We start from the raw sequence: 26,687 nt of genomic DNA on the forward strand, positions 1-26,687 counted from the left end.
CAAGAAAAAGGAGGAGCCATGCACGAAAGAGAGCGCCACCGTATTATCCTGAGTGCTGTTCAGGAAAAGCCGGTGATCACCATTCAGGATCTGGTGGAATTGACGGAGGCGTCGGAAGCGACCCTTCGGCGCGACATTGCATCGCTTCACATGCAGGGCCGTATCAAGCGGGTTCGCGGCGGCGCGGAGGCTATACATCCCCCGCAGTTCGGCAGCCTTGCAGGCCGACCTTTCAAGGTTTCGGAATCGGAAAACACGGATTGCAAGCGCGCGATTGCTCGCGAAGCTGTTTCGCTTTGCGAAGAAGGCGACAGCATCATCATCAACGGTGGTTCTACGACTTTCCAGATGGTGCATTATCTCGCGGCGCGTCGTCTGCAGGTGCTGACCAATTCCTTTGCCATCGCTGAACACCTTTTGCGCCAGTCAAAAAGCACGGTCATTGTGCCGGGAGGCGCGATCTATCGTGATCAGAGCCTTATTCTGTCGCCATTCGATAATGATGTGATCCGTAACTTCTACGGACGCCGCATGTTCATGGGCTGTCAGGGTGTCAGCCCTCTCGGCGTGATGGAAGCTGACGCCCTGATTATCCAGAGCGAGCAGAAACTCATGGGCCAGGCGGACGAAATTGTCCTGATGGTCGATTCATCGAAATTCACACGTCGCTCAAGCCTTATCCTCTGCCCTCTTGATCGGGTCAGCACGCTGATCACCGATGAAGGCATTTCGGATGATGCGCGGCGAATGGTGGAGAATGCGGGCATCAAGCTCATCGTAGCGCAGGTCTCTGCAAATGCTGGCAAGGGTGACGAACGGGGGGAAGCCACAGAAGTTGCCTAAGCTGTAACCAAACATATGAATGTTCTTAATCGGGAGGAATGGGACATGAAACTTTTCAAGAAACTGGCATTGAGCACAGCGCTGGCTGTTGCTTTCATGGCGAATGCCGCACAGGCTGCCGACATGAAAATCGCACTCGTTGCGAAATCGTTGGGCAATGGCTTTTTTGAAGCGGCCAATAAGGGCGCACAGGAAGCTGCCAAGGAACTGGGTGGCGTTGAAGTCATCTATACTGGCCCAACGACAACGACTGCCGAAGGTCAGATTGAAGTCATCAATTCGCTGATTGCGCAAGGCGTGGATGCCATTGCAATCTCTGCAAACGATCCGGATGCGGTTGTTCCAGCACTCAAGAAGGCTGCGCAGCGCGGTATCAAGGTTATCTCGTGGGATTCCGGTGTCGCGCCTGAAGGCCGCATCGTCCATCTCAATCCATCATCGAACGATCTGATCGGCAAAATGTGCCTCACGCTCGCAGCGCATCATTTGCCAGATGGTAAGGGTGATTTCGCGATTCTTTCGGCAACGACCACCTCGACCAACCAGAATATCTGGATTGACGAGATGAAGAAGCAGCTCAAGGATTTTCCGGGCCTTAATCTCGTCACCACCGTTTACGGTGATGACCTTGCCGACAAAAGCTACCGTGAAGCGCAGGGCCTCCTCACTTCCAATCCTGATGTGAAGGTAATTGTTGCTCCAACCACGGTTGGCGTGCTTGCTGCCTCGCAGGCTGTCAAAGACGCGGGCAAAATCGGCGATGTATATGTAACCGGCCTTGGCCTACCGTCTGAAATGGCAGGCGCCATCAAGTCGGGTGCAACCAAGGAATTCGCGATCTGGAACCCGATCGATCTGGGTTATTCTGCAACGCAGATTGCCTACCATCTTGTAAAGGGTGATGCAGACGGCAAGCCGGGCTCGGAAATCGAAGCCGGTCGCATGGGCAAGATCAAGATCGGCGAAAACGGCGAAGCCGCGATGAGCGATCCATTTGTCTATGACGCATCGAACATCGACGAATTCTCCAAGGTCTTTTAATTTTAAGACCGAGGCTGGCGGTGCGAGGGATAATCTTGCACCGCCATCATTTTCCGAATTGAATTCAGGTATTTCTGATGAATGCAGCTTTGCAGAAAAGCGGGCAATCGGTGTTGCCTGCCAGCCATCCGGATACGCCTTTGCTGGAAATGCGCGGCATTGCCAAGACATTTCCCGGAGTGCGAGCGCTCGATAACGTCAATATCGCGCTCTATCCAGGCCAGGTAACAGCACTGATCGGCGAAAACGGAGCGGGCAAGTCGACGCTCGTCAAGATTCTGACGGGAATTTATCACCCGGACGAAGGCGAAATTCTGATTGATGGTCAGCCGGTTCATTTTTCGACTGCGCAGGATGCGACCGACGCCGGTGTAACCGCCATTCATCAGGAAACAGTGCTTTTCGATGAATTATCCGTTGGCGAGAATATCTATCTCGGCCATGCGCCCCGCACGAAGCTTGGCTTCGTCAATTGGGCGGCAGTTTTTGCACGGGCACAGGCTCTGCTCTCTTCGCTGGAAATCACGGTTGATGCTCGTATCAAGCTACGAGAACTTTCCATCGCGCAGCGGCATCTGGTGGCGATTGCGCGTGCGCTTTCGGTGGATTCCCGCGTCGTCATCATGGATGAGCCGACAGCAGCTCTGTCGCGCAAGGAAGTCGATGATCTTTTCCGCATCGTCGAGCGATTGAAATCACAGGGCAAAGCAATCCTGTTCATTAGCCACAAATTCGATGAAGTCTATGAGATAGCGGATCGGTATGCGGTTTTCCGCGATGGTTGTGCGGTCGGGCGCGGACTATTGTCGGAGATGAATGAACGCGAAATTGTCCGGCTGATGGTTGGACGTTCGGTGGAAAAGGCTTTTCCCAAGCAGGATGTTGCGCTTGGCGACACGGTGCTGAAGGTTACGAACTATTCTCATCCGACCGAGTTCCGCGATATATCCTTTGAACTGCGGCGCGGTGAAATCCTCGGTGTCTATGGTCTGGTGGGCGCTGGTCGTTCTGAGTTCGCGCAATCGCTGTTTGGCATGACGACGCCCTCATCCGGTCAAGTTGTGCTGGAAGGCAAGGAAATCAAAATCCGCCGCTCGGGCGATGCAATTGCTCAAGGCATTGTCTATGTGCCAGAAGAGCGCGGACGGCATGGCGCGGTTTTGCAAATGCCGATTTTTCAGAATGTATCGCTCCCTTCACTGACGCGTACATCGCGGCGCGGGTTTCTGCGCATGGCGGAAGAATTCAAGCTCGCACGCAAATATGCCGAGCGGTTTGATTTGCGCGCCGCCGCACTTTCAGTGCCGGTGGGAACGCTTTCCGGTGGCAATCAGCAGAAGGTGGTTATCGGTAAATGGCTCGCGACCCATCCAAAGGTCATCATTCTCGATGAACCGACCAAAGGCATCGACATTGGCTCGAAAGCCGCTGTGCATGAATTTATCAGCGAATTAGCTGCGGAAGGACTGAGCATCATCATGATCTCGTCCGAGCTACCCGAAATTATAGGCATGTCGGATCGCGTCATGGTGATGCGCGAAGGGCTGGTGGAAGGCATTTTTGATCGTGCCGATCTTGATGCCGAAGTTCTGGTGCGTGCGGCCACTGGAAATGCCGGTGAGAATGCGGAGTAAGATATGAAACAGCTTCTCAAACAGCGCGAACTCCTGCTTCTTGTCATCATTGCGATCATGATCGGGCTGTTCTCAATGCGTGCGCCGGGCTTTAGCTCGCCACGCAATCTCGCGAACATTTTCAACGACACGTCGATCCTGATTATTCTGGCTCTGGGTCAGATGTCGGTGATCCTGACAAAGTCCATCGATCTTTCGGTCGCGGCCAATCTGGCATTTACCGGCATGGCGGTGGCGATGCTCAATGCCGCCTACCCTGAAATACCGCTGGTCGTGCTGATTGTTGCAGCCGTGGGTATTGGTGCCATTCTGGGTGCGCTCAATGGCATTCTGGTTTGGAAGCTGGATATTCCAGCTATTGTGGTCACACTTGGCACACTGACCATCTATCGCGGCATGGCCTTTGTTCTGTCAGGTGGTGGCTGGGTCAATGCTCATCAGATGACCGGGCCGTTTCTTAACACGCCCCGCACGGTGTTTCTGGGGCTTCCGCTCCTTGGCTGGACGGCACTGCTCATCATCGGCCTCATCTATGTGTTGCTCACTCGCAGCTTCTTTGGCCGAGCACTTTATGCATCAGGTGGCAATCCAACGGCTGCGGTCTATGCCGGTATCGATGTGGGCCGTACGCGCTTCTTCGCCTTTGTACTGTCCGGCTCGTTGGCAGGATTATGCGGTTATCTCTGGGTTTCACGCTATGCGGTTGCTTATGTCGATATCGCCAACGGATTTGAACTCGATAGCGTCGCTGCCTGCGTGATCGGCGGGATTTCAATCATCGGCGGCATTGGCACTGCCTTTGGCGCAGTGCTGGGGGCGCTGTTTCTCGGCGTCATCAAAAACGCCCTGCCCGTCATCAACATCTCACCCTTCTGGCAAATGGCGATTTCCGGCGCGGTTATCATCGCAGCCGTGATCTTCAATGCCCGACAGGAGAAACGCGGCGGACGTATCATTCTGCGCGACAAGGCCGCAAAGACTTATGAGGAGCCAGCAGCGTGAGCGAGATAACGGAACGCCGTCATATCCCGGATCGGCTGGGAACGTCCTACACGCGGCTGTTTGCCAGTTGGGAAATGTTGTTGCTTGGCGTAGCGATTGCGATTTTCATCGCCAATTCATTTGCCTCGCCATATTTCCTCAATGCCTGGAACCTTTCAGACGCAACGTTCAATTTCACTGAAAAAGCGCTCATTGCCTTTGCAATGACGTTGCTCATCATCTCCGGCGAGATCGACCTGTCGGTCGCTGCGATCATTGCTTTAGCATCGACCGCCATGGGGGCCGCAGCACAGATGGGTATAGGCACGCCCGGTCTCGTGTTGATCGGTATCGGTACAGGTCTTGTTTGCGGGGCGATCAATGGCGGGCTCGTGGCCGGACTTAAGCTTCCGTCCATCGTTGTCACCATCGGTACGATGAGTCTGTTTCGTGGCATTTCCTATATTGTGCTCGGCGACAAAGCCTATGGTGGTTATCCGGAAAGCTTCGCTTATTTCGGACAGGGCTATGTCGTCTGGGTTTTCTCGTTTGAATTTGTGCTGTTCATCGCTTTCGCACTGATTTTCGGCATACTGCTGCATGCCACCACTTTCGGACGACGCATTTATGCCATCGGCAATAATGAGTTTGCTTCGCGCTTTTCGGGCATCCCTGTCGAACGCATGAAGTTTACGTTGTTCATCCTGACGGGACTGATGAGTGGCATAGCTGCCGTGTGCCTCACCTCACGCCTTGGCTCCACCCGGCCATCCATTGCACAGGGCTGGGAACTTGAAATCATCACGATGGTTGTGCTCGGTGGTGTGTCGATCCTCGGTGGCGCAGGCAGCATCATCGGCGTTGTAATCGCGGCTTTTGTGATGGGGCTTGTGACCTTCGGTCTCGGCCTTCTCAATGTGCCGGGCATTGTCATGTCGATCTTCATTGGGCTTTTGCTGATTATCACGATCTCGCTGCCAATCCTCGGGCGCAAATTCAAAGCGAGGCAAAAGTCATGACCAGTGAACGCTATGCTTTCCGTATGAAGCTTCATCCCGGTCAGGAAGCAGAATACCGGCGCCGTCATGATGAAATCTGGCCCGAGCTTATCGATCTGCTGCAGCAATCCGGAGTGTCTGATTATTCGATATGGCTGGATGAAGACACACATATCCTTTTCGGCACGCTTACCCGAACCATGACGCATGATATGGCAGCGCTGCCAGATCATCCGGTCATGAAGAAATGGTGGGCGCATATGGCCGACATCATGGAAACGAATGCCGATAATTCGCCGATTTCCATCGACCTCAAACCTGTCTTTCATATGCCATGAAGCATATTGCCATTCTCGATGTCGGCAAAACCAATGCCAAGACCGTTCTGCTTGATGCTGTAAGCGGTGAAGAGATTGCCGTGCGGCGCATCCCAAACACAGTGCTGCACGATGGTCCCTATCCGCATTATGATCTGGAGACGCTATGGGGCTTTTTCCTGAAAAGCCTTACCGAGTTTGCAAAAGCCCCGGGCTTTGACGCTATTTCGATTACAACCCATGGCGCGAGTGCAGTATTGCTCGACAAGGATGGCGAGCTTGCCATGCCCATGCTTGATTACGAGCATGATTATGGCGCTGAAACTCGCGAAGCCTATGCGCGCATCAAGCCGGACTTCGCGCTGACTTATTCGCCAACACTTTCGCTGGGGCTCAATGTCGGCGCACAGCTTCATTACCTGAAGACAGTTTTTCCTGATCAGTTTGCCGAAACGGCGCTGGTCGTGACCTATCCGCAATATTGGGCCTATAGGTTGACCGGGGTTCCTGCGGTCGAGCTGACATCTCTCGGATGCCATACGGATCTTTGGCTGCCGAAAAGCGGTACTTATTCGTCGCTGGTCGAAAGCCTTGACCTTGAGGGCAAGTTTCCGCCGCTGCGATCGGCATTCGATGCGCTGGATAATCTGCTGCCCGAACTCGCGCAGGAAATCGGCCTCGTAGCTCCGGTTCCGGTTTATTGCGGCATCCATGATTCAAACGCTTCCCTGCTTGCGCATCTCATGGATCGCAAGCCGCCCTTTTCGGTTGTCTCGACGGGTACATGGGTTGTGAGTTTTGCGGTTGGCGGTGATCTCGAAGGGCTTGATCCGAAACGCGATACGCTCGCCAATGTCGATGCCTATGGTCGCGCTGTTCCCTCTGCCCGCTATATGGGCGGACGCGAATTCGACATGATGACTGCAGATCTGGTGCCCCCGAGCGAAGAAGAGCATGAACGCGTTCTGGATCAGGTATTGGCACACGGCATCATGGCTTTACCTTCTGCTGTGCCGGGTTGCGGGCCGTATCCGGATACTTCGCTACGCTGGTTAAACGCCGAAGATGCAAGCTCAGCGGAGCGTTATGTAGCCTCCTGCCTTTATGCAGCACTGATGACGCAAAGTTGCCTTGAGCTTCTGGGTGCTGATGGTCCGATAATCGTCGAAGGTCCATTCGCGGCAAACAGCATCTATCTTCATGCTCTGGCAGGTTTCGCTGGTCGAGATGTGATTGCTGTTTCAGGGACGACAGGGACTGCGATGGGGGCTGCTTTACTTGCCGGAGCTGCGGTTCCGGCAATGGTTGAACGTATCTTCAATCCAGCTAATGAAGCATATAAAAACTATAAAATACAATGGTTAGATAGTATTAATTAATAAAGTAATTTAAACTAAAGGCGCCCGGATTTCAAACCAGAAACCCGGGCGCTTTTTTATCAGTTGAGCGCCTTATCTCGCGTTTCCACATTGATGAAGAAGGCGATTATTCCCGCAAGCGCCAGCAGGCCTGCAAACATTGCAACAGCCGTATTGAAGCTCTGTGTGACGACAATCGCCAACGCCGAAGGTGCAAGCAATCCGCCAAGGCGTGCCATAGCGCCGGCCGCGCCCATACCGCTTGCACGCAATGCTGTCGGATAAAGCTCCGGCGTAAACGCATAAAGCGCGCCCCATGTGCCGAGCAGAGCGAAGCTCATGATAAGGATCGATGCGCCAACCAGAGCAGAGCTTCCCGCGACAGTGAAAAGCGCGCAGGCAGCGGCACTGATGAACAGGAAGCCGATCAGCGTTTTACGACGGCCCCAAGCCTCGACGCCATATGCGGCCAGCGCATAACCGGGCAGCTGTGCCAGTGCAACGACCACCAGGAAGCCATAGCCGCGCACGAAGCCAAAGCCATCACTCGCAAGCTTGGCCGGAATCCATGTGAAGATGCCGTAATAGGATACAGAAACAAGGAACCATATCGCCAGCGTGGTCAGCGTGCGCTGACGCAGATTTGGCGAAAGAAGTTTTTCGTTTGTCACCAGAAGCGGTGCATCAAGAACAGCCTTTGGCGGCAGCTCCGGCTTGCCGTTACGGCGTAGAACGCGATTCATCACGCTTTTTGCTTCTTGCGTCTGGCCGGTTTTGAGCAAATGCATCGGGGATTCAGGAATCCAGATACGCAGCCAGATGCCGATCAAAGCCGGCGCGGCGGTAACGACGAAAATGTAGCGCCACGCATCGGCCACGCCTGCAAGGCTTGCGGCCCACGCAGCAAGCGCAATGATCACTGTGCCAACAGCCCAGAAACCTTCGAGCATAACCAGCCAGCGGCCACGATTCTTGGATGGCAGAAATTCAGCCATCATTGCATAATCAACGGGCAAGGTTCCGCCGACCGCAATACCGGTCAGAAAGCGAAGGCCGAGAAGAATAGCAAAGTTCGGCGAGAAAGCAGACAGCAAGCCAAACACTGCATCACATGCAACTGTAATGAGAAGAACGCGGCGGCGACCATATTTGTCGGCAAGCCTGCCAAACAGTGCTGCGCCAATCAACATTCCGAAGAAGAACAGCGTACCAGTCTGCAATGCCTGTGGAACGGTGAGGCCGAAAGTTGCGGCGATTGAGGCTGCGGTGAAACCTACCGCCAGCACCTGCATGGCATCTGCAGCCCATACAAGTCCGAATACACCCAGAAGATTCCGCTGGAAGGGGCCGGCTCCGGCCTGATCGAGCGTTTGTTCGATAGTAACTTTCATGCCGCGATGATCCCCTCTTTCCGGCCGAAATTCTACGGTGCTTTTGCTGCGCCTCTCAGCCTCGTCTGTCAATCGTGATTTGATCGAAATGAGACACTTTTGCTTAAAATGAGCATAAGTATCTTGAACGTGCGGTTTTCTGGTCACGCCTCAATGTCTGTTTGTGAGTTTCGCGCGATCTCAAAAACGTCTAGGACTGTTGATATATTGAGGTGGGGTGAGAGCATGGCCTATACGGCAAGAGATTTTGGTATCGTTTGTGGAACAATGCCAACAGGCGAAAAGAACGATATCACCGATGTTCCCGGTGTTCTGGTGGGGCATCACACAGTTAAAGACGGCGACATCAATACCGGCGTCACGGCCATCATGCCTCACAGCGGCAATCTCTATCGGCAGAAAGTTCTGGGCGCCTGCGATATCATCAACGGCTTTGGCAAAAGCATCGGTCTGATGCAGGTGGAGGAATTGGGCACTATCGAGACCCCTATTCTGCTCACCAACACGTTTGGCATCGGAACTTGCGCTAATACCCTTATTCGCGAAGCAATTGCCGCAAATCCTGATATCGGCAGGACGACCGCAACCGTCAATCCCGTTGTTCTCGAGTGTAATGATGGGCCATTCAATGATATTCAGGCTTTGGCGATAACTGAGGATCATGCGCGGCTAGCACTTGGAAATGCCAGCAATCATTTCCTTCAGGGCAATGTCGGTGCAGGAACCGGCATGACATGCTTCGGTTTCAAGGGTGGTGTTGGTAGTGCATCTCGTCGGTTTGATCTGGATAGCGAAACCTATCACCTTGGCATTTTGGCGCTCACGAATTTTGGGCGCACTGGCGATCTGATTCTGCCGGATGGGCGCAGGCCATCGCCAAAGACCATTGCGCAACCGGAAAGAGGCTCGGTCATCCTTGTGCTCGCAACCGATGTGCCGCTCGAACATCGGCAATTAAAGCGTGTTTCGAAACGTTGTGGTGCGGGATTGGCTCGCCTCGGTGCTTTCTGGGGCAATGGCAGCGGCGATATTGCGATTGGTTTTTCAACGGCTGCAACATTCGATCACGATGAAGCATCCGACCTGATTTCATTAAAGGCTCTGAACGAGAATCGTATCGACATTCTTTTCCGGGCCGCAACTGAGGCCACACAGGAGGCTGTGCTGAATTCCATGTGTGCGGCTGAAACCTTTGTTGGTCGTGGCGGAAATCGCCGCATTTCCCTGGCGGATTGGCTTAAAAGTTCCGAGTCTCACTGAGTCTGATGAAAGAGCCGTGGCAGTACAGCACCCACGGCTCGTAAACCGAGCAGAAGTTTTCTGATGTTTTAATAAAATAGATTATTTTAAATCTATATCGCATTGTTATTTAATAATAAAATGTGGTTTTATTCTACAAGTTAATGCCCTGGATCGATTGATGTGACCAAAGAAATTTGTCGGTTTTGAGTGAATTATGAAGGGGGTTGTTAACCTTCATTTTTTATTACTAAGGCTCATTCAGGCGACATATCTATGGTTCGGGTATCATGCGTAATTTGAGAGAAAATCTTCCCCATACAGATGGAAATCGTGCAGAGTCTGCTCCAGAGCAGAAGCCGCAGCGCGACCCGTTGGGAGCGCATTCGCCAAATTCGGACGGGACGTGGAAATCGTATTTTTCGCTTGGTGCGAATGTACGTTTCACCCGCACGCCAGAGATTGATCTGGTGCGTCGTCGCGGTGAAGATCTGCCGGATATCAATGGTCGTGCGAAGCCTGCAGAAGTGGAAGCTGATCATGCTCCGATCGAGATCGAAAAAGTTGCAGAAGCTCAGCCAATGGCTGTTGCAGCTCTTCAGCAGTCCGTTTCACAGAATATGGTTCGCACACCTGTCGCACCCGTGCCGCCTGTTCTGACAACCGTACCAGCCGAAACCGTAGTCCAGCCTGTAGAAGTGGTGCCTGTTTTGGCTGCCCAATCGATTGAGGTTGAGCCTGTAGCGAATGTAGCTGCAGCTATCTCGGCATTCGCACATTTGTCGGATTTTGCCTTTTGGGAAAGCTTTGATTTCGATACAGCGCCAGTTCAGCCTGTTGCCGTTGTTGCAGAAGTTGCGGTGCCAAAACGTGCTGCGCCAACTGTTGAATCGATCATCGCACAGTTCCGCACGGTTGAGTGGAACAAGGGCAAGCCTCAGGAGGCAGCTGCCGCTGTCGTAGAACAGCCTGCTCCGGTTGCTGAAGTCGCTCAGCCTGTTCAGGTTGCTCCAGCTCCACAGCCAGTTGTTGCTCCCATTGCAGAAGTGAAGATTGAAGCACCTCGACCGCCTATCGAAGTGGCTGCGCCTCAGGCATCTGTCGAAGTCGTCACTGATGTTGCTGCTGAAGCAACGGAAGATGAAGTCGTGCTTACTGTCGCTGAAGCAGAAGAGCATGTGGTTGAGGAAGTTGTTGCTCCTGCACCTGTTGCAGAAACGCCAAAGGTTGAAGCTCCTGCGAAGACAGCCCCTTCAATTGCTCTTTATCAGCCGCAGCCCCTCCCCCGGACAGAAGCTGTCGTCATGCATGGCGACTATGAATTTCCGCCGCGTGATCTGCTGCAGGAACCGCCTTCGCTTGATGGCAATGTCATCACGCAGGAAATGCTTGAGCGTAGCGCTGGCTTGCTCGAAAGCGTGCTGGAAGACTTCGGTGTGCGTGGTGAAATCATTCATGTTCGTCCCGGCCCTGTCGTCACGCTCTATGAGTTTGAACCAGCTCCCGGCGTTAAGTCGTCCCGCGTGATCGGACTTGCTGATGATATTGCGCGTTCGATGTCGGCTCTCTCTGCACGCGTTGCTGTGGTTCCGGGTCGTAACGTCATTGGCATCGAACTGCCAAATGCCAATCGCGAGACCGTCTATCTGCGCGAAATGATTGACTCACGCACGTTCGAATCCTCGAACTACCGCCTGCCGCTTTGCCTGGGCAAAGGCATTGGTGGTGAGCCAATCATCGCAGAACTTGCAAAGATGCCTCATCTGCTCGTAGCTGGTACCACCGGTTCGGGTAAGTCTGTCGCCATCAATACGATGATCCTGTCGCTGCTCTACCGCTTCAAGCCGGAAGAATGCCGCCTGATCATGGTCGATCCAAAGATGCTGGAACTCTCCATCTATGATGGCATTCCGCACCTGCTGACGCCGGTCGTGACCGATCCGAAGAAGGCCGTTGTGGCTCTGAAATGGGCCGTGCGCGAAATGGAAGACCGCTATCGCAAGATGGCACGTCTGGGCGTTCGCAACATCGAAGGCTTCAATCAGCGTGCAGCGTCTGCCAAGGGCAAGGGCGAAACCGTCATGTGCACGGTGCAGTCCGGCTTTGACAAGGAAACCGGCGAAGCAACCTATGTTCAGGAAGAACTGGACCTGACGCCAATGCCATATATCGTCGTGATTATCGACGAAATGGCCGACCTGATGATGGTTGCCGGCAAGGACATCGAAGGTGCTGTGCAGCGTCTTGCACAGATGGCGCGTGCTGCTGGTATCCACCTTATCATGGCGACGCAGCGTCCTTCGGTTGACGTTATCACCGGTACGATCAAGGCCAACTTCCCGACCCGTATTTCGTTCCAGGTCACGTCGAAGATCGACAGCCGCACCATTCTTGGTGAAATGGGTGCCGAACAGCTTCTCGGTCAGGGCGATATGCTGCATATGGCCGGTGGTGGCCGGATTGTCCGCGTCCATGGACCATTCGTTTCGGATGAAGAAGTTGAAAAGGTCGTCAATCATCTGAAGGAACAGGGCCGTCCAGATTATCTGGCGACTGTTACTGAAGACGAGGAAGACGAAGATGCCGTGCAGGACACTGCAGTCTTCGACGCTTCGGCCATGGGTTCGGAAGACAGCGACGATGTCTATGAGCAGGCTGTGAAGGTCGTTTTGCGTGATAAGAAGTGCTCGACTTCTTACATCCAGCGTCGCCTCGGCATTGGCTACAACCGCGCGGCTTCACTTGTTGAGCGTATGGAACAGGAAGGCCTTGTCGGCGCGGCTAACCATGTTGGTAAGCGTGAAATCCTCACTGGCAACCGTGATTAAGTGATCGGATTATAGATTGCAAAAGCCGGGTCGTTCCAACGATCCGGCTTTTTACTATGTGGGTGCAATGGCTTACGCAGGGTTGTATTTGGTGCTTGTCAACCACCCCAATAAGGTTAATACTTAGTTCATTCGCACATTCTTGACTACTGGACGGAGTAGCCGTTGAGGCTGCTACCGCGCCCAAAAACAGGGAGAATGATCGATGAGAAGCATCACAATTGGACCAAGTGCAAAACCGACCCCTGTAACGACACAGATGCTGCAGAATGCTCAAACTCAGATGCAGCAACCTTCTGACGATAAAACACAGGTTTGCAACGTTCTACGTCTTTCTAAGGGCGGTTACTCACATCGCAGACGCAGAGTTCATAAAAGCGCATAATTATAGCATTTCCAGCAAAAGTGCGAAGCGGTTTTGCGTTGGATAATGCGTAAAAACAAACAGTTACAGCGGTTCCAACGATCCTTTCTGAACTGGAACCGCTGTAAATCTAAGAATATTCAAGCGCCGCATCCGGTCAGATGGATGTCGGCGCTGTTTCTTAATGATCAATCACGTAGTTTTGCCCCGCCCGCCCTTTATTACAGCGCGCATCTGGAGTATTTCAAACAGCAATTCTCCCCCATCTCCCAGGAATAATCATGACAACGCCCATGCAAGCCAGTTCGACACCGCAAAAGAAGAAATCACGCTTCTTCCTTGGCTTCATGGCTGTTCTGGGGGCGCTGTTTTTCGCATTGTTTCTGAGCCTTGGCATCTGGCAGGTGGAGCGTCTGCAATGGAAGCTTGATCTGATTGCCCGCGTTGATGCGCGCGTTCATGCGGAGCCGGTCGCTGCTCCGGGCAAAGACGACTGGGCCAATGTCAATCAGGCCGATGACGAATACCGGCATGTTACGCTGACCGGCTCTTACCTCAATGACAAGGAAGTGCTGGTTCGTGCGCTGACCGAACGCGGTTCAGGCTTTTGGGTGCTGACGCCGTTGCGTTCAGATGATGGTACGCTGACCTTCATCAATCGTGGCTTCATTCCGGATACCAAGCGCGATCCATCTTCACGCGTAGAAACGCAAATCGCAGGTGAAACGACCGTAACTGGTCTTCTGCGTATGCCGGAGCCTGATGGCTTCTTCCTGCGTCCCAACGACCCTGCCCGCAATGACTGGAATTCGCGTGATGTCAAAGCTTTCGCTGAAAAAGAAGGTTTGGGGACAGTCGCGCCCTATTTCATTGATGCAGATGCCAAATCCAATCCTGGCAATGTGCCCATTGGCGGACTGACGGTTGTTACCTTCCGCAACAACCATCTCTCTTATGCAATCACATGGTTTGCGCTTGCAGCCATGATTGCCGGTGCCGCCATTTTTGTATGGCGGTACGAGCGTAAATCAAAGGACTAAAAGCTTGTCTCCCCAAAGTGGAAGCCGGTTTCGGGCCAGAGACATGCTCTAAATATGAAGCGCGTGGCCGAGTGCTTTCATGCTGGCCTCGGCAAAGCCTTCACCAAGGGTCGGATGAGCATGGATCGTTCCTGCTATATCCTCAAGGCGTGCGCCTGTTTCAACAGCAAGCGCAAAGGCAGATGACAGCTCGGAAATCCCTACACCCGCGGCCTGAATGCCAAGTATCAGGTGGTTATCAGCGCGGGCGACAACCCGGATAAAACCATCTTCCCGCTCAATAGTCATTGCGCGTCCATTGGCCTGAAACGGGAAAATGCCGGTCTGGATATTATGACCTGCCTTGCGCGCTTCATCAGGAGACAGGCCGACTGTTACGATCTCAGGATCAGTAAAGCAGACTGCCGGGATACAGCGCTTATCCCAGGCCTGTTTGCCACCCGCGATGATTTCAGCAACCATTTCGCCTTGTACCATAGCCCGATGCGCAAGCATGGGCTCACCTGTTACATCGCCGATGGCATAAACACCGCGCATCGATGTGCGGCATTTGTCATCGATGCGGATAAAGCGGCCGTCCATATCGAGCCGGATTTCGCTCAAACCCCAGCCATCGGTTTGTGGCTTGCGGCCAACCGTGACCAGAATCCTGTCAGCAGGAATTGAATGCGTCTCGCCATCAGCCAGCAACACATCCAGCGCTTTCCCATCGGTGGATAAGCCTTTGGCAGACGTGTTCGTCAGCACTTCAACGCCGAGTGCTTTCAGCCGTGCCATGATCGGGCGTGTCAGCTCTGCATCATATTGCGGCAGTATGCGATCAGTGGCTTCAACGACGGTGACTTTTGCACCAAGCTTTGCCAAAGCCGTACCGATTTCGAGCCCGATATAACCACCGCCAACAATGGCAAGCTTTTCAGGGATCTTATCGAGTGAAAGCGCTTCCGTTGAGGAGATGACATTGCCGCCAAAAGGCAGAGACTGAATTTCAACCGGCACAGATCCTGTTGCGATCACGATGTTCTCAGCATGGATAGTCTGGCGTCCGGTATCGGTATCGACCACAACGGTTTTACCATCCATAAAACGCGCCTGCCCCTGGAACATTCGCACGCGGGAGCGTTTTAAAAGTCCGGCGACACCGCTGTTCAGGCGATTGACGATGCCGTCTTTCCATTCGAGCGTTTTGGCAAAATCGATCTTAGGACTTTCAGCTGTGATGCCAAGCGCGCCTTTAGACGCGAATGTCGTGAGGCGATGAAACTCGTCAGCGGCATGGATAACAGCTTTGGACGGTATGCAGCCGACATTAAGACAGGTACCGCCCAGCCGCTTCTTTTCGACCAGAACCGTATCGATACCAAGCTGGCCTGCGCGAATACCGCAGACATAACCGCCGGGACCGCCGCCAATGATCAGAAGTTTGCAGGAAATCTCACTCATCCGATCAGCCCTCTACAAAAATCATCGCAGGCGTTTCAAGCAGGCTCTTCAGCTTCTGCACGAATACTGCCGCATCCCATCCATCGATAACGCGATGGTCGAAGCTGCACGACAGGTTCATCATTTTACGCGGCACAAATTGTGTGCCGTCCCACATCGGGCGCACGGCCATTTTGTTGATGCCGACAATCGCCACTTCGGGCCGGTTGATAATCGGCGTGGTTGCGATGGCGCCTAGTGGCCCCAATGATGTGATGGTTATAGTCGAGCCTGTAAGTTCTTCGCGCTTGGCTGTGCCGTTACGCGCTGCTTCCGTCACTCGGACAAGTTCCGATGCTGCGGTAAATACAGAAAGGCTTTCCGCGTGACGAACCACCGGCACGATAAGACCGTTTGGCGTCTGTGTGGCAATGCCCACATGCACACCGCCAAACTGGCGAATTATGTCTGCTTCATCATCGAAATGTGCGTTGAGACCAGGCTGTTCTTTGACTGCCTTGACGATTGTGCGGATAACAAATGGCAGCAAGGTCAGGCGCGGACGCCCTTCCTTCTTCTCATTGTTAAGCCCCGTGCGGAGGTCTTCAAGCTGCGTCACATCCACTTCTTCAACGATAGTAATGTGCGGAATATGGCGTTTTGCTTCGGCCATACGCTCTGCAATCTTGCGCCTTAGGCCGATGACCTTGATCTCGTTGATCGAGGTGTCTGCAACATAACCCGACACTGCAGACGTGGCTCCGCTCTCAGTCTGGAAAAAGGCGTCCAGATCTTCATGCGTAATGCGCCCTGCAGGGCCACTACCTTTGACACGTCTTAAATCAATGCCTGCGTCGCGTGCGCGCAACCTGACCGATGGTGTTGCCAGCGGTTTTTCACCTTCTGCGCGCACCGGCCCAGCACCGGCAAAAGCCCGGCTTGAGGTTTCTTTTTTCTGCGCAACAGGTTTAGGTGGAACCGGCGTCTGTAACAGCACAGGCGCTTCCGCGCTGGCTGATGGCGGCGTGAGGGATTCAGCAGGCGCCGCAGCTACAGGTTCTGGTGCTTCCGCTTTTTGTTCGCTGCTTCCACCTTCTATTTCAAGGCGAACCAGTTCGGAGCCAACAGCAATTTTCTCGCCGATTTCGCCATTCACCGCGATGACTTTACCGCTGCGCGAGGAAGGGATTTCAACTGTTGCCTTATCGGTCATGACGGCAGCGAGCAGATCGTCCTCCCGGACAATATCGCCAACCTTAACATGCCATTCGACAAGTTCAGCCTCTGCAACGCCTTCGCCAACATCAGGGAGCTTGATCGCAAAATGAGCCATTTAAGCCTCCATGATTGAAACGAGTGCACGACCGACACGATCTGGCCCCGGAAAATAAGCCCATTCCTGCGCGTGTGGGTATGGCGTATCCCAGCCCGTCACGCGGATGATCGGTGCTTCGAGATGATAGAAACATTCGCGCTGCACGAGTGCCGCAAGCTCGGCGCCGTAACCGCAGGTCAGTGTTGCTTCATGCACGATGACGCAACGCCCGGTCTTCCTGACGGAAGCCATAATTGTTTCCGTGTCAAGCGGGAGCAACGTGCGCAGGTCAATCACTTCGGCATCGACGCCGGTTTCTTCAGTCGCTGCTAATGCCACATGAACCATCGTGCCATAGGCCAGAACAGTCACATCGCTGCCTTCACGTCGGATCGCAGCCTTGCCAAGTGGCACGGTATAGTAGCCTTCTGGCACTTCGCCCAGCTCATGTTTTTTCCAAGAAGTGACGGGCTTGTCGTGATGTCCGTCAAAAGGTCCGTTATAAAGGCGCTTCGGCTCAAACATGATGACCGGATCAGGATCTTCAATTGCTGCCAGCAACAGGCCTTTGGCATCGGCAGGCGTTGAAGGCATCACGGTCTTCAGACCGGAAACATGGGTGAAAAGCGCTTCCGGACTTTGGCTGTGCGTCTGCCCACCATAAATGCCACCGCCTGAAGGCATACGGATAACAATAGGACAGGTAAACTCGCCCGCAGAACGATAGCGAAGGCGTGCGGCTTCTGAAACGATCTGGTCATAGGCCGGATAGACATAGTCAGCGAACTGCACTTCAATGCATGGACGCAAGCCGTAAGACGCCATGCCAATCGCGGTGCCGACAATGCCGAGCTCGCTGATTGGTGCATCGAAGCAGCGCTCCTTGCCGTATTTCTTCTGCAAACCGGCTGTGCAGCGGAAAACGCCGCCGAAGTAACCAACGTCTTCGCCGAACACGACGACTTTCTGGTCGCGCTCCATGGCAATGTCGTGGGCGTTCTGGATCGCCTCAATCATCGTTAGTTTTGTCATGATTAGAACCCCGCCTCCTGACGCTGGCGAATAAGGTGCGGCGGTGTTTCGGCATAAACATCTTCAAACATGTCGCGCATCGACGGCTTGCGACCATCATGAAGCGTGCCGATAGCTTCTGCTTCGCGCTGTGCACTGACGACGAGATCCAGAATTTCCGCTTCTGCTTGTTTGTGCCGTTCGTCAGACCATACGCCACGCAGGATCAGGTGGTTTTTGAGCCGCAAGACTGGATCACCAAGAGGCCAGGCATCACTTTCCGCCTTTGGACGATAAGCGGAAGGATCGTCAGACGTCGAATGCCCGCCAGCGCGATAGGTGACATATTCAATTATAGTCGGACCAAGATTGCGGCGTGCGCGTTCGACTGCCCATTTCGCAACCGCATGAACCGCAAGATAGTCGTTGCCATCTACGCGAAGTGACGGAATGCCGAAGCCATGTCCACGCGCCGCAAAAGTGCCCGAACCACCGCGCGCAATGCCCTGAAATGTTGAGATTGCCCATTGGTTGTTGACGATATTCATCACCACCGGGGCTTTATAGGTGGATGCAAAAACAAGTGCCGCGTGGAAGTCACTTTCAGCGGTAGAGCCGTCACCAATCCATGCAGCTGCAATTTTGGTGTCATGGCTGATGGCTGAAGCCATCGCCCAACCCACAGCCTGCGTGTATTGCGTGGCAAGATTGCCGGAAATGGTGAAGAAGCCATGTTCTTTCGAGGAATACATCACCGGCAACTGGCGACCTTTAAGCGGGTCCTGCTCATTGGAGAAAATCTGGTTCATCATGGTGACGAGCGGGTAGTCGTCGGCGATGAGAAGCCCTGCCTGCCGATAAGTCGGGAAATTCATGTCGCCTTTACGCAGCGCCTTGCGGAACGCGCAACTGACCGCCTCTTCACCCAGATGCTGCATATAGAACGAGGTTTTACCCTGTCGTTGCGCCATCATCATGCGGGCATCGTAAGCACGCAGGATCATCATGTGGCGGAGACCGTCTTTCAGCTCATCATCAGTCAGCGTACCCGCCCAGGGGCCAACCGCCTCGCCTTCGCGGTTCAGCACACGGATGATGCTGAAAGCCAGATCGCGCATGGCTTCCGGCTTTTCGTCTATCTCCGGACGTCTGACACTCCCTGCCCGCGGAATTTTAACGTGGGAGAAATCTGGAGCATCGCCGGGGCGCCACTCCGGTTCTGGGACATGCAGAGAAAGTACGACATCATCGCTCATGCAGGTGTTCCTCGTAAACTTGCACCAAATGTCGAACGGGAGAAATTGCGTTTTGTTCCGGCTGCGAGCTTTAACTGCAGCCGAGAGCCAATCCAGATGAGATCAGCTTCATTTCCTCCCATGCGACGTGAAGCCGGTTTCCTCCTCCGATTTCACTTTGGTCAGGGTGGAACGGGTTTTAGAATAAAGCAAGATTATTCTTCAAAGGCGTCAGGGCTTGAATTCCGAAAGCGTTCTCAGTGGGCCGAATGAAGGTGTATGGCCCTTCCCGAAACAAGCTTATACGACTGTTTTTATATATGTTTTATCTGGTAATATTTGATGTCGAGAACGCAATATTATTGCGCATAATTTACGATAACGTCAGTACCAATTGGTACTATTCGAGCGCTTACCAAACCTTTATAAGCAATAATGATCGTGGAATGAGGCATTTTGTCCACAGATGCATCATGCGCTGTGTCGCTCAATCAGTATCGTGATACGAAAAAGAAGCGGCCCGTTTCCGGACCGCTTTTCTCAATTCAGTGATGCTTGTTGCCTTCGCGCGCCAGATCGGCGGTCGGGTCTCCGGCAAGGCGCTTTCGCGCCCTGTCATCCATCAACTCGTACCACATGGCATTCAGAACTGCGAAAGCTGCAGCAAGCGGCAGGCCCAGAAGCCAGGAAAAATACCACATCTTGCTCTCCTTTCTTGATTGGGGTTATGCGGGCTGCAAGCGCCCGCAGATAGATTAATAAGCGTGGTTGCTTTCATCCTCGATGTCGCGCTGCTCAACCTTGCCCCACAGGACTTTGTAGACCCACGACGTATAAGCGACGATGAGCGGCAGGAAGATAAGCGTCACCACCAGCATGATGAACAGGGTCATATGGCTCGACGATGCATCCCAAACTGTCAGGCTTGACCGTGGATCGGCCGACGATGGCAGGATGAATGGGAACATCGAAACGCCAACCGATGAGATGATGCCGAAGATCGACAGCTTACCGATAAGCAATGGTGCCACTTCACGTTTGCTGCGGAACAAAACAAACAGAAGCAATGGCCCCAGGATGCCCAGAGCTGGCGCGATCAGCAATACCGGATAGTTCATATAGTTGACGAACCATGCACCATGATCAAGCTCGACAGCCTTGCGTAGCGGATTGGATGGCCCTCCGGTAACGACGGCGCTGGTGATCTTGTAGCCCGAAACCCAATACCAGCTGATGACACCGGCAACGACATAAAGAACACTGGTTAGCAGTGCGGCGATGCTGCCATAGGCACGAGCCCTCGCTTGCACGACACCCGTTGTCTTCAGAACAAGCCATGCGGAACCGTGCATAATAAGCATGGTCAATGAAATTACACCGCAAAGAAGTGCAAACGGATTGAGCAAGCCGAAGAACGTTCCGTCGTAGAAGATCTGGAGATCGTCATTAAAGCGGAACGGCACGCCTTGAAGCACATTGCCGACGGCAACACCGAAGATCAACGATGGCACGAAACCGCCGATGAACAATGCCCAGTCCCAGCCTGTCCGCCAAGCCACGCTGTCCCGCTTGGAGCGGAATTTGAAGCCGACCGGGCGCAGAATGAGGGCGAACAATATGGCGAACATCGCCAGATAGAAGCCAGAGAAGGACACCGCATAAAGTGGTGGCCAGGCGGCGAAAATTGCGCCGCCGCCAAGGATCAGCCAAACCTGATTGCCTTCCCAGACAGGACCGATGGTGTTGATGATGATGCGGCGTTCGATGTCGGTTTTGCCGATGAATGGCAAAAGTGTACCGACACCAAGGTCGAAACCATCCATTGCGGCAAAGCCGATCAACAATACCCCTAGCAGCACCCACCAGATGATGCGCAGTGTTTCATAGTCCAACAAATCGCTGAGTATCATGATCTTTACTCCGCTGGCGCAATGCTTGCAGGGGCGAGCTTTGCTTCCGGTTTGCTGTCGGGTTCAGGTCCAGCTTTGATCGCGCGCAGCATCAGGCCCATCTCGATGATGAACAGGACCGTGTAGATCGCGACAAAGCCGACAATGGTGAAGAGAACCGTCGAAGCACCAAGATTGGAGACGGCGACTGCGGTTGGCAGAATGCCTTCAATAATCCATGGCTGTCGCCCGAATTCGGCAACAATCCAGCCCATTTCAGCTGCAATCCATGGAAGCGGAATGGCAAAGACCGCGACTTTCAGCAGGAACCGATGACGATCCAGCGCACGACGCGCTGAAAGCACGAAGAATGTGCCGGTCAGCAGGATCAGGAAGAAGCCGATACCCACCATAATGCGGAAGGCCCAGAACAGCGGCAGAACTCCGGGAACAGTATCGTTCGCAGCCTGCGTAATCTGTGCATCCGTTGCCTGACGTGGATCATCGACATAACGCTTCAGAAGAAGCGCGTAGCCCATCCACTGGCTGTTATCGGCAAAGGTATCTTTCACCTCTTGTGACACAGCATTTGTATCGCCAGCAGCGCGGATCTGCTGCAACGCGTCATAGGCAATAATACCCTTGCGGATATGGCCCTCAGCGTTCCCGACAAGCTGTTCAATACCTTCAATCGGCGTTGTCAGCGAGCGTGTTCCAATCAGACCCATAACCCAAGGAATATGCACGGCATAATGGGTTTCGCGGGATTCCTGGTCAGGGAAACCGAATGCTGTGAACGAAGCCGGAGCTGGCTCTGTTTCCCACATGGCTTCGATTGCCGCGATTTTCATCTTCTGGTGTTCGTTGGCGAGATAACCGCTTTCGTCACCCAGAACGACAACAGAAAGCGACGCCGCAAGACCAAAGGATGCAGCAACTGTCATCGACCGCTTGGCGAGTTCGGTGGAACGGCCTTTCAGCAAATACCAGGCCGAAACACCGAGCACGAAAATCGAAGCGGTTACATAGCCAGCCGAAACCGTATGCACGAATTTCGCCTGCGCAACCGGGTTCATCAGAACTGCGAAGAAGTCGGTGATTTCCATGCGCATGGTTTCGGGATTGAAAGCCGAACCAACCGGATTTTGCATCCAGCCATTCGCAATCAGAATCCAAAGCGCAGAAAAATTGGAACCGGCGGCGACTGCATAAGTGGCCATAAGGTGGCCCACTTTGGACAGTTTATCCCAGCCGAAGAAGAACAGGCCAACGAAGGTCGCTTCAAGGAAGAAGGCCATCATGCCTTCAATTGCCAGCGGCGCTCCGAAAATGTCGCCGACATAATGGCTGTAATAGCTCCAGTTCATGCCGAACTGAAATTCCATCACAACGCCGGTTGCGACGCCCATAACGAAGTTGATACCAAACAGCGTACCCCAGAATTTCGTCATCTGCCGCCAGATGAGTCTTCCGGTCATAACATATACGGTTTCCATGATGGCAAGCAGCACGGACAGACCCAATGTCAGAGGTACGAAGAGGAAGTGATAAAGTGCCGTGATTGCAAACTGCAATCGCGACAGGGAGACAATATCGAATTCCATCTCTTTAAGCCGGCAAATCCGGCCCTCCTGATGTTACGAGCTGTCACTGATATGATACCAGCAAACAGCCCCCCTACTCAAATTTCACCTCAAGGAATTGAGGGTTTTGCCAAACGACGGCTCTCCTTTGTTCACCGATTGAACCAGCACGCCTTGATCCAAAACAATCGCTCGATCACAAATCTGTGCCTCGCGCTGAATATGCGTTGCTATCAACAGGCTACGGCCCTTTGCCTGTTCACTGAGGCGGCGAAGCACATCCTCAGCGGTTGCCTGATCAAGCCCTTCCGTGGGTTCATCCAGAAGCCACAGCGGAGCGTCGGTCAGAAACAGGCGAGCCAAAGCAAGGCGTCTGGCCTGACCGCCAGAAAGCCCCAGTCCCCCCTCGCCCAGAACTGTATCCAGTCCTTCGGCTTGGGTTTGCATAAAGTCGCCAAGCCCTGCAGCTTCCAATGCGGCATTCAAATCAGCATCGGTGGCATCGGGTTTTGCGAGCTTGAGATTGTTTCGAAGACTATCTTTGAAAAGCTCGGTGCGCTGTGTGAGAAGCCGTGCAGGAAGGACTTGAATCTCACCGCTTTCGGCCCGAATTTCGCCCGCAAGCACGTTAAAGAGCGTGGATTTACCGGCCCCACTGGTTCCGATAAGCGCAACGCGTTCGCCAGTCGCGATATTCAGATTAATGGCTTTGAGCGCTTTCGTGCTGGAGCCCTCGTGGCGGACAGTTACATTCTTAAGCTGGACCGCATCGCCCTCGGCAGGCAAAGTGAGCGTTTGAATTGCATCCGTCGCATGGAGTGCCGGAGCAACACGACGCGCCGCGAGTATAGTGCGGCCGAGTTCCATTGCACCGCGTCTTAGCGCAGCAAAGGGCTCCATCGCACCGAGGATTATCAACAGTCCAAGTGCTGCGACAGGCGCATTGATTAGGCCCGCCTGCATCAGCAAGCCAGTGCCAATCAAACCACCGGCAAGGAGCCCTGCATGAAGAATGCCTAGCCCTGCCCCGGTCGAAACTTCGATACGATTAAGTATCCGGTCACTTGAGGCAATGTAGCTATCGGCACGCATGATAGTGGCGTTCTGATGATCCATGCGCCCGGCCATGACGAGTTCGGTTTGACCTGCCACCAGATCGACAGTTCGCGCACGCAGGGCTTCAGTTCCTTTGGCGCGTTGGCGCATCGGTTTCTCTGAGCGTTTGGCCGCAACAAGTGGCAATCCAAGACCGACACAAAGCAATGTCAGCGCGATGGTCAATCCGAAAAGCGGATGCATGAGGCCAAGCGCTATACCGGCAACAAAGGCTGTTGCGAGCGCTGCCCCTGCCGGAACAAGTACGCGCAGGTAGAGAGAGTCGAGTGCGTCGATATCCGCTGTCAGCCTAAAGAGAAGCCGAGCAGGCCTTTTGAGCAAGCTGCTGGCTGCGGCAGGCCGCGCCCAGGCGCGGAACAGTTTTTCGCGGAGCGCTGCAAGAATTGCAAGCGTCGCATCATGCGTGACGAGGCGTTCAAGATAGCGCGCGCCAGTACGCAGAATGGCAAGCAGCCGAATGCCCGCAGCAGGTGCAAAAACATCAAACACGACCGCTGTTGCAACGCTAAGACCAGCAATCGCTGTGGCTGTGATGAACCAACCTGATAGGCCGAGCAACGCGATGCCTGCCAGAACAGTCGCGGTGGCTGCCGTTATGCCGGCATAAAGTGCTGTACCCTTTGTGCGGAAAAAGAGCTGAAGGATCGGACGAAGTGATTGAAGGCCGTTCATTCTGCTGCCCTCTTCTGCCAGAGCTGCGCATTTGCGCTCAGATCATCAAGCCGGACGATCCGATCCATACGGCTAGCGAGCTTCTCGTCATGCGTGGAGATAATCAGCGTCTTGCCTTTGGCGAGACTAACCAAACTGTCGGCGATGCGGCCTGCTGTTTCTTGGTCAAGATGCGCGGTTGGCTCATCGGCAAGAATAATGTCTGCATGATCATCGACGGCGATCCGTGCGAGCGCTAATCGCAGCGCTTCGCCGCCCGAAAGGCCTGCGCCGTTTTCGCCGATAACTCCGGCGCCAGTGACACCCGCAACATGGCTTAGTGCCATCTGATTGATGATTGATGATGTTTTCATCACATCAGCATCGCGGCCTAAACTGATGTTGTACCGGGCGCTGCCCGCGAAAATATGCGGCTTTTGACCCACCCAGCTCATGCGGGTGCGAATTGCAGCAGCAGTTTCATCGCTCAAAGCGGTATTCCCAACCCGGATTTCGCCTTCCTGTGGTGCGGCCAGACCTGCGATCAGGGCCAGCAAGGTCGATTTGCCATAACCACTTGGCGCAAGCAGAGCCACATGCTCGCCCGGCTCGATATCAAGATTGAAACTGTTGAATATATTAGCGGTGCCCGCAGCATAGCGAAACCGGACATTCCGCACCATTACCGAGGGTTCGTTTGTAACTTCGCCAACAGGCTTGATAGCGCCCACCACCGGCATTTCATGCTTTGCAAGCTGTTCTAGGGCATCAATTGCCGCTTCACCCGAAGCGCGATCATGCCAGACAGCCGAAAGATCACGCAGAGGCTCGAAGAATGCTGGCGAAAGCAGAAGAATAAACAAGCCTTCCGCAAGTGTGAGCTTGTGCCCCCATGCACCGAAATCCAGAGGGCCGAGCAGATGGAAACCGATATAGACGGCAACCATGGCGACACCCAAGGCAGCAAACAGTTCGAGGACTGCGGATGAGAGGAATGCGATGCGCAGAACGATCATCGTTTTGCGACGCAAAGTTTCGGCATTGTCGCGCAAACGTGTTGCGGTCATATCCACAGCATGGAAGCTGCGGATTGTTGCAAGGCCACGTAGACGATCAAGCAGGAAGCCATTCATATCGCCTAAAGCGACGAGTTGTTTTTCGCTGGCAGCCTTTGCGCGCCAGCCAATGAGCGCCATGAAAATCGGGATCAGAGGCGCGGCAATTAGCAGAATGAGCGCAGCTATCCATGAAAACCACAGGACAACTGCGAGTATCGCCAGTGGAACCAGCATCACGCGAATACGCACAGGCACAAAACGAGAGAGATAAGGAACGACCATCTCGGCCTGCTCGGCCAATATGCTGGCGGCTTCGCCGGAAGATGGACGCGATGTATCTAGTGGAGAGCGCTTGGATAAGGCGATGACTGCCTTTTCGCGTAAGCTGGCAAGCTCACTGCGAGCTGCGTCGAAAGCCTTGGTTGCGCCGCGAGCATCGAGCAGGCTGCGTAAGCAACCTATAAGAAACAATCCGGCAGCCAGATAATAGATGGTGGCGTCAAAACCAGTATCGGCCAGATAGCCTACGCCATAGGCGAGAAGTGCGGCTTGTGGCAGCCATAAAAGTGCTGCCACTGCCTGAAACCTAGCCCCCGTTTTGAGCAGAGCCGGAACTGGACGCCGAGGCGGGCGACGTTTGTCGCCAGGAGTTTCGCCGTCTTGTTGTGCCGTTTCTTCCGTTCGGGGGGCAACGGGTTTCACTCGCGTTTAGGCTCCTTCTTGGCCGCTGTTCTTCCGCGTCCCAGAGCCACGATCCTGTCGGTCGTTTCCAGAAAGCGGGTAACCTTGGCGCCGAGCGCCAGAAGGCTGGTCAATCTGTCGGTATCGAGTTTCTTGACGTCGTCGTACCAGTTGGTAAGCCGCTCGATCAGCGCATACATGTCTTTCATGCGATCTTGCGCATAACGGTCGCCAGCGTCCTGCGGCTGTTCCATCAGAACTTCGCGCAGTACAGACAAGGTCGGATCGATCTCGCGCTTCTTGCGCTCTTCGGCAAGCGTTCGCAAAATCACCCACACATCACCCGGCGTCGTGAAGAAGTCACGGCGATCACCGGGTATGTGCTTCAGCAGCACAAGATTCCAGCCCTGCAACTCGCGGATACCCATCGAGACGTTGGAGCGTGAAACACCAAGCGCATCAACAATATCATCCGCACACAGGGGTTCAGACGATAGATAGAGCAACGCATAGATCTGCCCAACCGTGCGGTTGATGCCCCAGCGGCTACCCATCTCTCCAAAGTGGAGAACAAACGACTGAACAATTGGCGATAATTCCAAGTTCTCTCTCCCGTAAATTCTGAATTTTCAGAAATTACTGAAATTCAGATAATTCAAATGACCTGAACCTTCAATCCGCATGTCTGGATG

The 26,687-nt window shown here is 53.9% G+C and carries 22 protein-coding genes; 11 read left to right on the plus strand and 11 right to left on the minus strand.

What is annotated here, in order from left to right; translation table 11 throughout:
• Positions 1-18: 18 nt before the first annotated feature.
• From RT142_RS20195 to RT142_RS20225, 7 genes are all read left to right on the plus strand, one after another.
• Positions 19-843 (plus strand): DeoR/GlpR family DNA-binding transcription regulator, encoded by an 825-nt coding sequence (locus RT142_RS20195; protein ID WP_007879133.1) that lies wholly within the window; start codon positions 19-21, stop codon positions 841-843.
• Between the two features lie 45 nt (positions 844-888).
• On the plus strand, positions 889-1,884 hold the full coding sequence (rhaS, locus tag RT142_RS20200; RefSeq protein ID WP_064321715.1) for a rhamnose ABC transporter substrate-binding protein: 996 nt from the start codon (positions 889-891) through the stop codon (positions 1,882-1,884).
• 77 nt (positions 1,885-1,961) lie between these two features.
• Positions 1,962-3,518: a sugar ABC transporter ATP-binding protein gene (locus RT142_RS20205; protein WP_231195393.1), complete on the plus strand. Its 1,557-nt coding sequence runs from the start codon at positions 1,962-1,964 to the stop codon at positions 3,516-3,518.
• 3 nt (positions 3,519-3,521) lie between these two features.
• Complete coding sequence (locus RT142_RS20210; RefSeq protein WP_112806275.1) at positions 3,522-4,520, plus strand: ABC transporter permease; 999 nt, start codon at positions 3,522-3,524, stop codon at positions 4,518-4,520.
• The gene (locus tag RT142_RS20215) at positions 4,517-5,518 is read left to right on the plus strand and encodes an ABC transporter permease (protein WP_112806277.1); all 1,002 of its coding nucleotides are present in this window, start codon (positions 4,517-4,519) and stop codon (positions 5,516-5,518) included. The genes RT142_RS20210 and RT142_RS20215 overlap by 4 nt, the downstream gene beginning before the upstream one ends.
• Positions 5,515-5,835 (plus strand): L-rhamnose mutarotase, encoded by a 321-nt coding sequence (gene rhaM / locus RT142_RS20220; protein ID WP_112806279.1) that lies wholly within the window; start codon positions 5,515-5,517, stop codon positions 5,833-5,835. The genes RT142_RS20215 and rhaM overlap by 4 nt, the downstream gene beginning before the upstream one ends.
• Positions 5,832-7,193: an FGGY-family carbohydrate kinase gene (locus RT142_RS20225; RefSeq protein WP_313031065.1), complete on the plus strand. Its 1,362-nt coding sequence runs from the start codon at positions 5,832-5,834 to the stop codon at positions 7,191-7,193. The genes rhaM and RT142_RS20225 overlap by 4 nt, the downstream gene beginning before the upstream one ends.
• A 59-nt stretch (positions 7,194-7,252) precedes the next feature.
• On the opposite strand, the gene RT142_RS20230 is transcribed toward RT142_RS20225, so the two are convergent.
• Positions 7,253-8,563 carry an MFS transporter gene (locus RT142_RS20230; protein ID WP_007879144.1) on the minus strand — a complete coding sequence of 437 codons (1,311 nt, stop codon included), beginning with the start codon at positions 8,561-8,563 and terminating at the stop codon, positions 7,253-7,255.
• A gap of 225 nt (positions 8,564-8,788) precedes the next feature.
• On the opposite strand from RT142_RS20230, the gene RT142_RS20235 reads away from it, so the two are divergent.
• The 4 genes from RT142_RS20235 (at position 8,789) to RT142_RS20250 (ending at position 14,034) form a co-directional block, all read left to right on the plus strand.
• Positions 8,789-9,823, plus strand: a complete 1,035-nt coding sequence (locus RT142_RS20235; RefSeq protein WP_112806283.1) for a P1 family peptidase — start codon at positions 8,789-8,791, stop codon at positions 9,821-9,823.
• A 269-nt stretch (positions 9,824-10,092) separates the two neighbouring features.
• Positions 10,093-12,630 (plus strand): DNA translocase FtsK, encoded by a 2,538-nt coding sequence (locus RT142_RS20240; protein WP_112806285.1) that lies wholly within the window; start codon positions 10,093-10,095, stop codon positions 12,628-12,630.
• Positions 12,631-12,835: 205 nt separating this feature from the next.
• A complete protein-coding gene (locus RT142_RS20245; protein WP_079213827.1) occupies positions 12,836-13,015 on the plus strand; it encodes a hypothetical protein in 180 nt (59 codons plus the stop codon).
• Between the two features lie 260 nt (positions 13,016-13,275).
• A complete protein-coding gene (locus tag RT142_RS20250) occupies positions 13,276-14,034 on the plus strand; it encodes an SURF1 family protein (protein ID WP_007879152.1) in 759 nt (252 codons plus the stop codon).
• A 48-nt stretch (positions 14,035-14,082) separates the two neighbouring features.
• Here RT142_RS20250 and lpdA read toward each other — a convergent pair whose 3' ends face one another.
• From lpdA to RT142_RS20300, 10 genes are all read right to left on the minus strand, one after another.
• Complete coding sequence (gene lpdA / locus RT142_RS20255) at positions 14,083-15,477, minus strand: dihydrolipoyl dehydrogenase (protein WP_112806287.1); 1,395 nt, start codon at positions 15,475-15,477, stop codon at positions 14,083-14,085.
• Positions 15,478-15,481: 4 nt separating this feature from the next.
• The gene (locus tag RT142_RS20260) at positions 15,482-16,789 is read right to left on the minus strand and encodes a dihydrolipoamide acetyltransferase family protein (protein ID WP_112806289.1); all 1,308 of its coding nucleotides are present in this window, start codon (positions 16,787-16,789) and stop codon (positions 15,482-15,484) included.
• Positions 16,790-17,803: an alpha-ketoacid dehydrogenase subunit beta gene (locus RT142_RS20265; RefSeq protein ID WP_007879164.1), complete on the minus strand. Its 1,014-nt coding sequence runs from the start codon at positions 17,801-17,803 to the stop codon at positions 16,790-16,792.
• A 2-nt stretch (positions 17,804-17,805) separates the two neighbouring features.
• Positions 17,806-19,038 (minus strand): 3-methyl-2-oxobutanoate dehydrogenase (2-methylpropanoyl-transferring) subunit alpha, encoded by a 1,233-nt coding sequence (locus tag RT142_RS20270; protein ID WP_007879165.1) that lies wholly within the window; start codon positions 19,036-19,038, stop codon positions 17,806-17,808.
• 524 nt (positions 19,039-19,562) lie between these two features.
• Complete coding sequence (gene cydX, locus RT142_RS20275) at positions 19,563-19,718, minus strand: cytochrome bd-I oxidase subunit CydX (protein WP_007879168.1); 156 nt, start codon at positions 19,716-19,718, stop codon at positions 19,563-19,565.
• Between the two features lie 54 nt (positions 19,719-19,772).
• Complete coding sequence (cydB, locus tag RT142_RS20280) at positions 19,773-20,927, minus strand: cytochrome d ubiquinol oxidase subunit II (RefSeq protein ID WP_112806291.1); 1,155 nt, start codon at positions 20,925-20,927, stop codon at positions 19,773-19,775.
• Positions 20,928-20,932: 5 nt separating this feature from the next.
• Positions 20,933-22,510 carry a cytochrome ubiquinol oxidase subunit I gene (locus RT142_RS20285; RefSeq protein ID WP_007879171.1) on the minus strand — a complete coding sequence of 526 codons (1,578 nt, stop codon included), beginning with the start codon at positions 22,508-22,510 and terminating at the stop codon, positions 20,933-20,935.
• An 84-nt stretch (positions 22,511-22,594) separates the two neighbouring features.
• Entirely contained in the window at positions 22,595-24,277 is a 1,683-nt protein-coding gene (gene cydC, locus RT142_RS20290; RefSeq protein ID WP_313031076.1) for a thiol reductant ABC exporter subunit CydC, read from the minus strand.
• The gene (gene cydD, locus RT142_RS20295; protein WP_313031078.1) at positions 24,274-26,016 is read right to left on the minus strand and encodes a thiol reductant ABC exporter subunit CydD; all 1,743 of its coding nucleotides are present in this window, start codon (positions 26,014-26,016) and stop codon (positions 24,274-24,276) included. The genes cydC and cydD overlap by 4 nt, the downstream gene beginning before the upstream one ends.
• Positions 26,013-26,597, minus strand: a complete 585-nt coding sequence (locus RT142_RS20300; RefSeq protein ID WP_181152532.1) for a GbsR/MarR family transcriptional regulator — start codon at positions 26,595-26,597, stop codon at positions 26,013-26,015. Before RT142_RS20300 ends, cydD begins: the two co-directional genes overlap by 4 nt.
• Positions 26,598-26,687 lie beyond the last annotated feature (90 nt).

Source organism: Brucella sp. (genome assembly GCF_032066345.1).
GTDB classification, from domain to species: domain Bacteria; phylum Pseudomonadota; class Alphaproteobacteria; order Rhizobiales; family Rhizobiaceae; genus Brucella; species Brucella pseudogrignonensis.

What these genes read in the sequence shown, in the direction of transcription:
- rhaM (WP_112806279.1), top strand. Translation starts at nt 5,515, where the DNA reads ATGACCAGTGAACGCTATGCTTTCCGTATGAAGCTTCATCCCGGTCAG.
- RT142_RS20260 (WP_112806289.1), bottom strand. Translation starts at nt 16,789, where the DNA reads ATGGCTCATTTTGCGATCAAGCTCCCTGATGTTGGCGAAGGCGTTGCA.
- RT142_RS20285 (WP_007879171.1), bottom strand. Translation starts at nt 22,510, where the DNA reads ATGGAATTCGATATTGTCTCCCTGTCGCGATTGCAGTTTGCAATCACG.
- RT142_RS20205 (WP_231195393.1), top strand. Translation starts at nt 1,962, where the DNA reads ATGAATGCAGCTTTGCAGAAAAGCGGGCAATCGGTGTTGCCTGCCAGC.
- rhaS (WP_064321715.1), top strand. Translation starts at nt 889, where the DNA reads ATGAAACTTTTCAAGAAACTGGCATTGAGCACAGCGCTGGCTGTTGCT.
- RT142_RS20270 (WP_007879165.1), bottom strand. Translation starts at nt 19,038, where the DNA reads ATGAGCGATGATGTCGTACTTTCTCTGCATGTCCCAGAACCGGAGTGG.
- RT142_RS20230 (WP_007879144.1), bottom strand. Translation starts at nt 8,563, where the DNA reads ATGAAAGTTACTATCGAACAAACGCTCGATCAGGCCGGAGCCGGCCCC.
- cydB (WP_112806291.1), bottom strand. Translation starts at nt 20,927, where the DNA reads ATGATACTCAGCGATTTGTTGGACTATGAAACACTGCGCATCATCTGG.
- RT142_RS20235 (WP_112806283.1), top strand. Translation starts at nt 8,789, where the DNA reads ATGGCCTATACGGCAAGAGATTTTGGTATCGTTTGTGGAACAATGCCA.
- RT142_RS20240 (WP_112806285.1), top strand. Translation starts at nt 10,093, where the DNA reads ATGCGTAATTTGAGAGAAAATCTTCCCCATACAGATGGAAATCGTGCA.
- RT142_RS20250 (WP_007879152.1), top strand. Translation starts at nt 13,276, where the DNA reads ATGACAACGCCCATGCAAGCCAGTTCGACACCGCAAAAGAAGAAATCA.
- RT142_RS20195 (WP_007879133.1), top strand. Translation starts at nt 19, where the DNA reads ATGCACGAAAGAGAGCGCCACCGTATTATCCTGAGTGCTGTTCAGGAA.
- RT142_RS20210 (WP_112806275.1), top strand. Translation starts at nt 3,522, where the DNA reads ATGAAACAGCTTCTCAAACAGCGCGAACTCCTGCTTCTTGTCATCATT.
- cydC (WP_313031076.1), bottom strand. Translation starts at nt 24,277, where the DNA reads ATGAACGGCCTTCAATCACTTCGTCCGATCCTTCAGCTCTTTTTCCGC.
- RT142_RS20265 (WP_007879164.1), bottom strand. Translation starts at nt 17,803, where the DNA reads ATGACAAAACTAACGATGATTGAGGCGATCCAGAACGCCCACGACATT.
- RT142_RS20245 (WP_079213827.1), top strand. Translation starts at nt 12,836, where the DNA reads ATGAGAAGCATCACAATTGGACCAAGTGCAAAACCGACCCCTGTAACG.
- lpdA (WP_112806287.1), bottom strand. Translation starts at nt 15,477, where the DNA reads ATGAGTGAGATTTCCTGCAAACTTCTGATCATTGGCGGCGGTCCCGGC.
- cydX (WP_007879168.1), bottom strand. Translation starts at nt 19,718, where the DNA reads ATGTGGTATTTTTCCTGGCTTCTGGGCCTGCCGCTTGCTGCAGCTTTC.
- RT142_RS20225 (WP_313031065.1), top strand. Translation starts at nt 5,832, where the DNA reads ATGAAGCATATTGCCATTCTCGATGTCGGCAAAACCAATGCCAAGACC.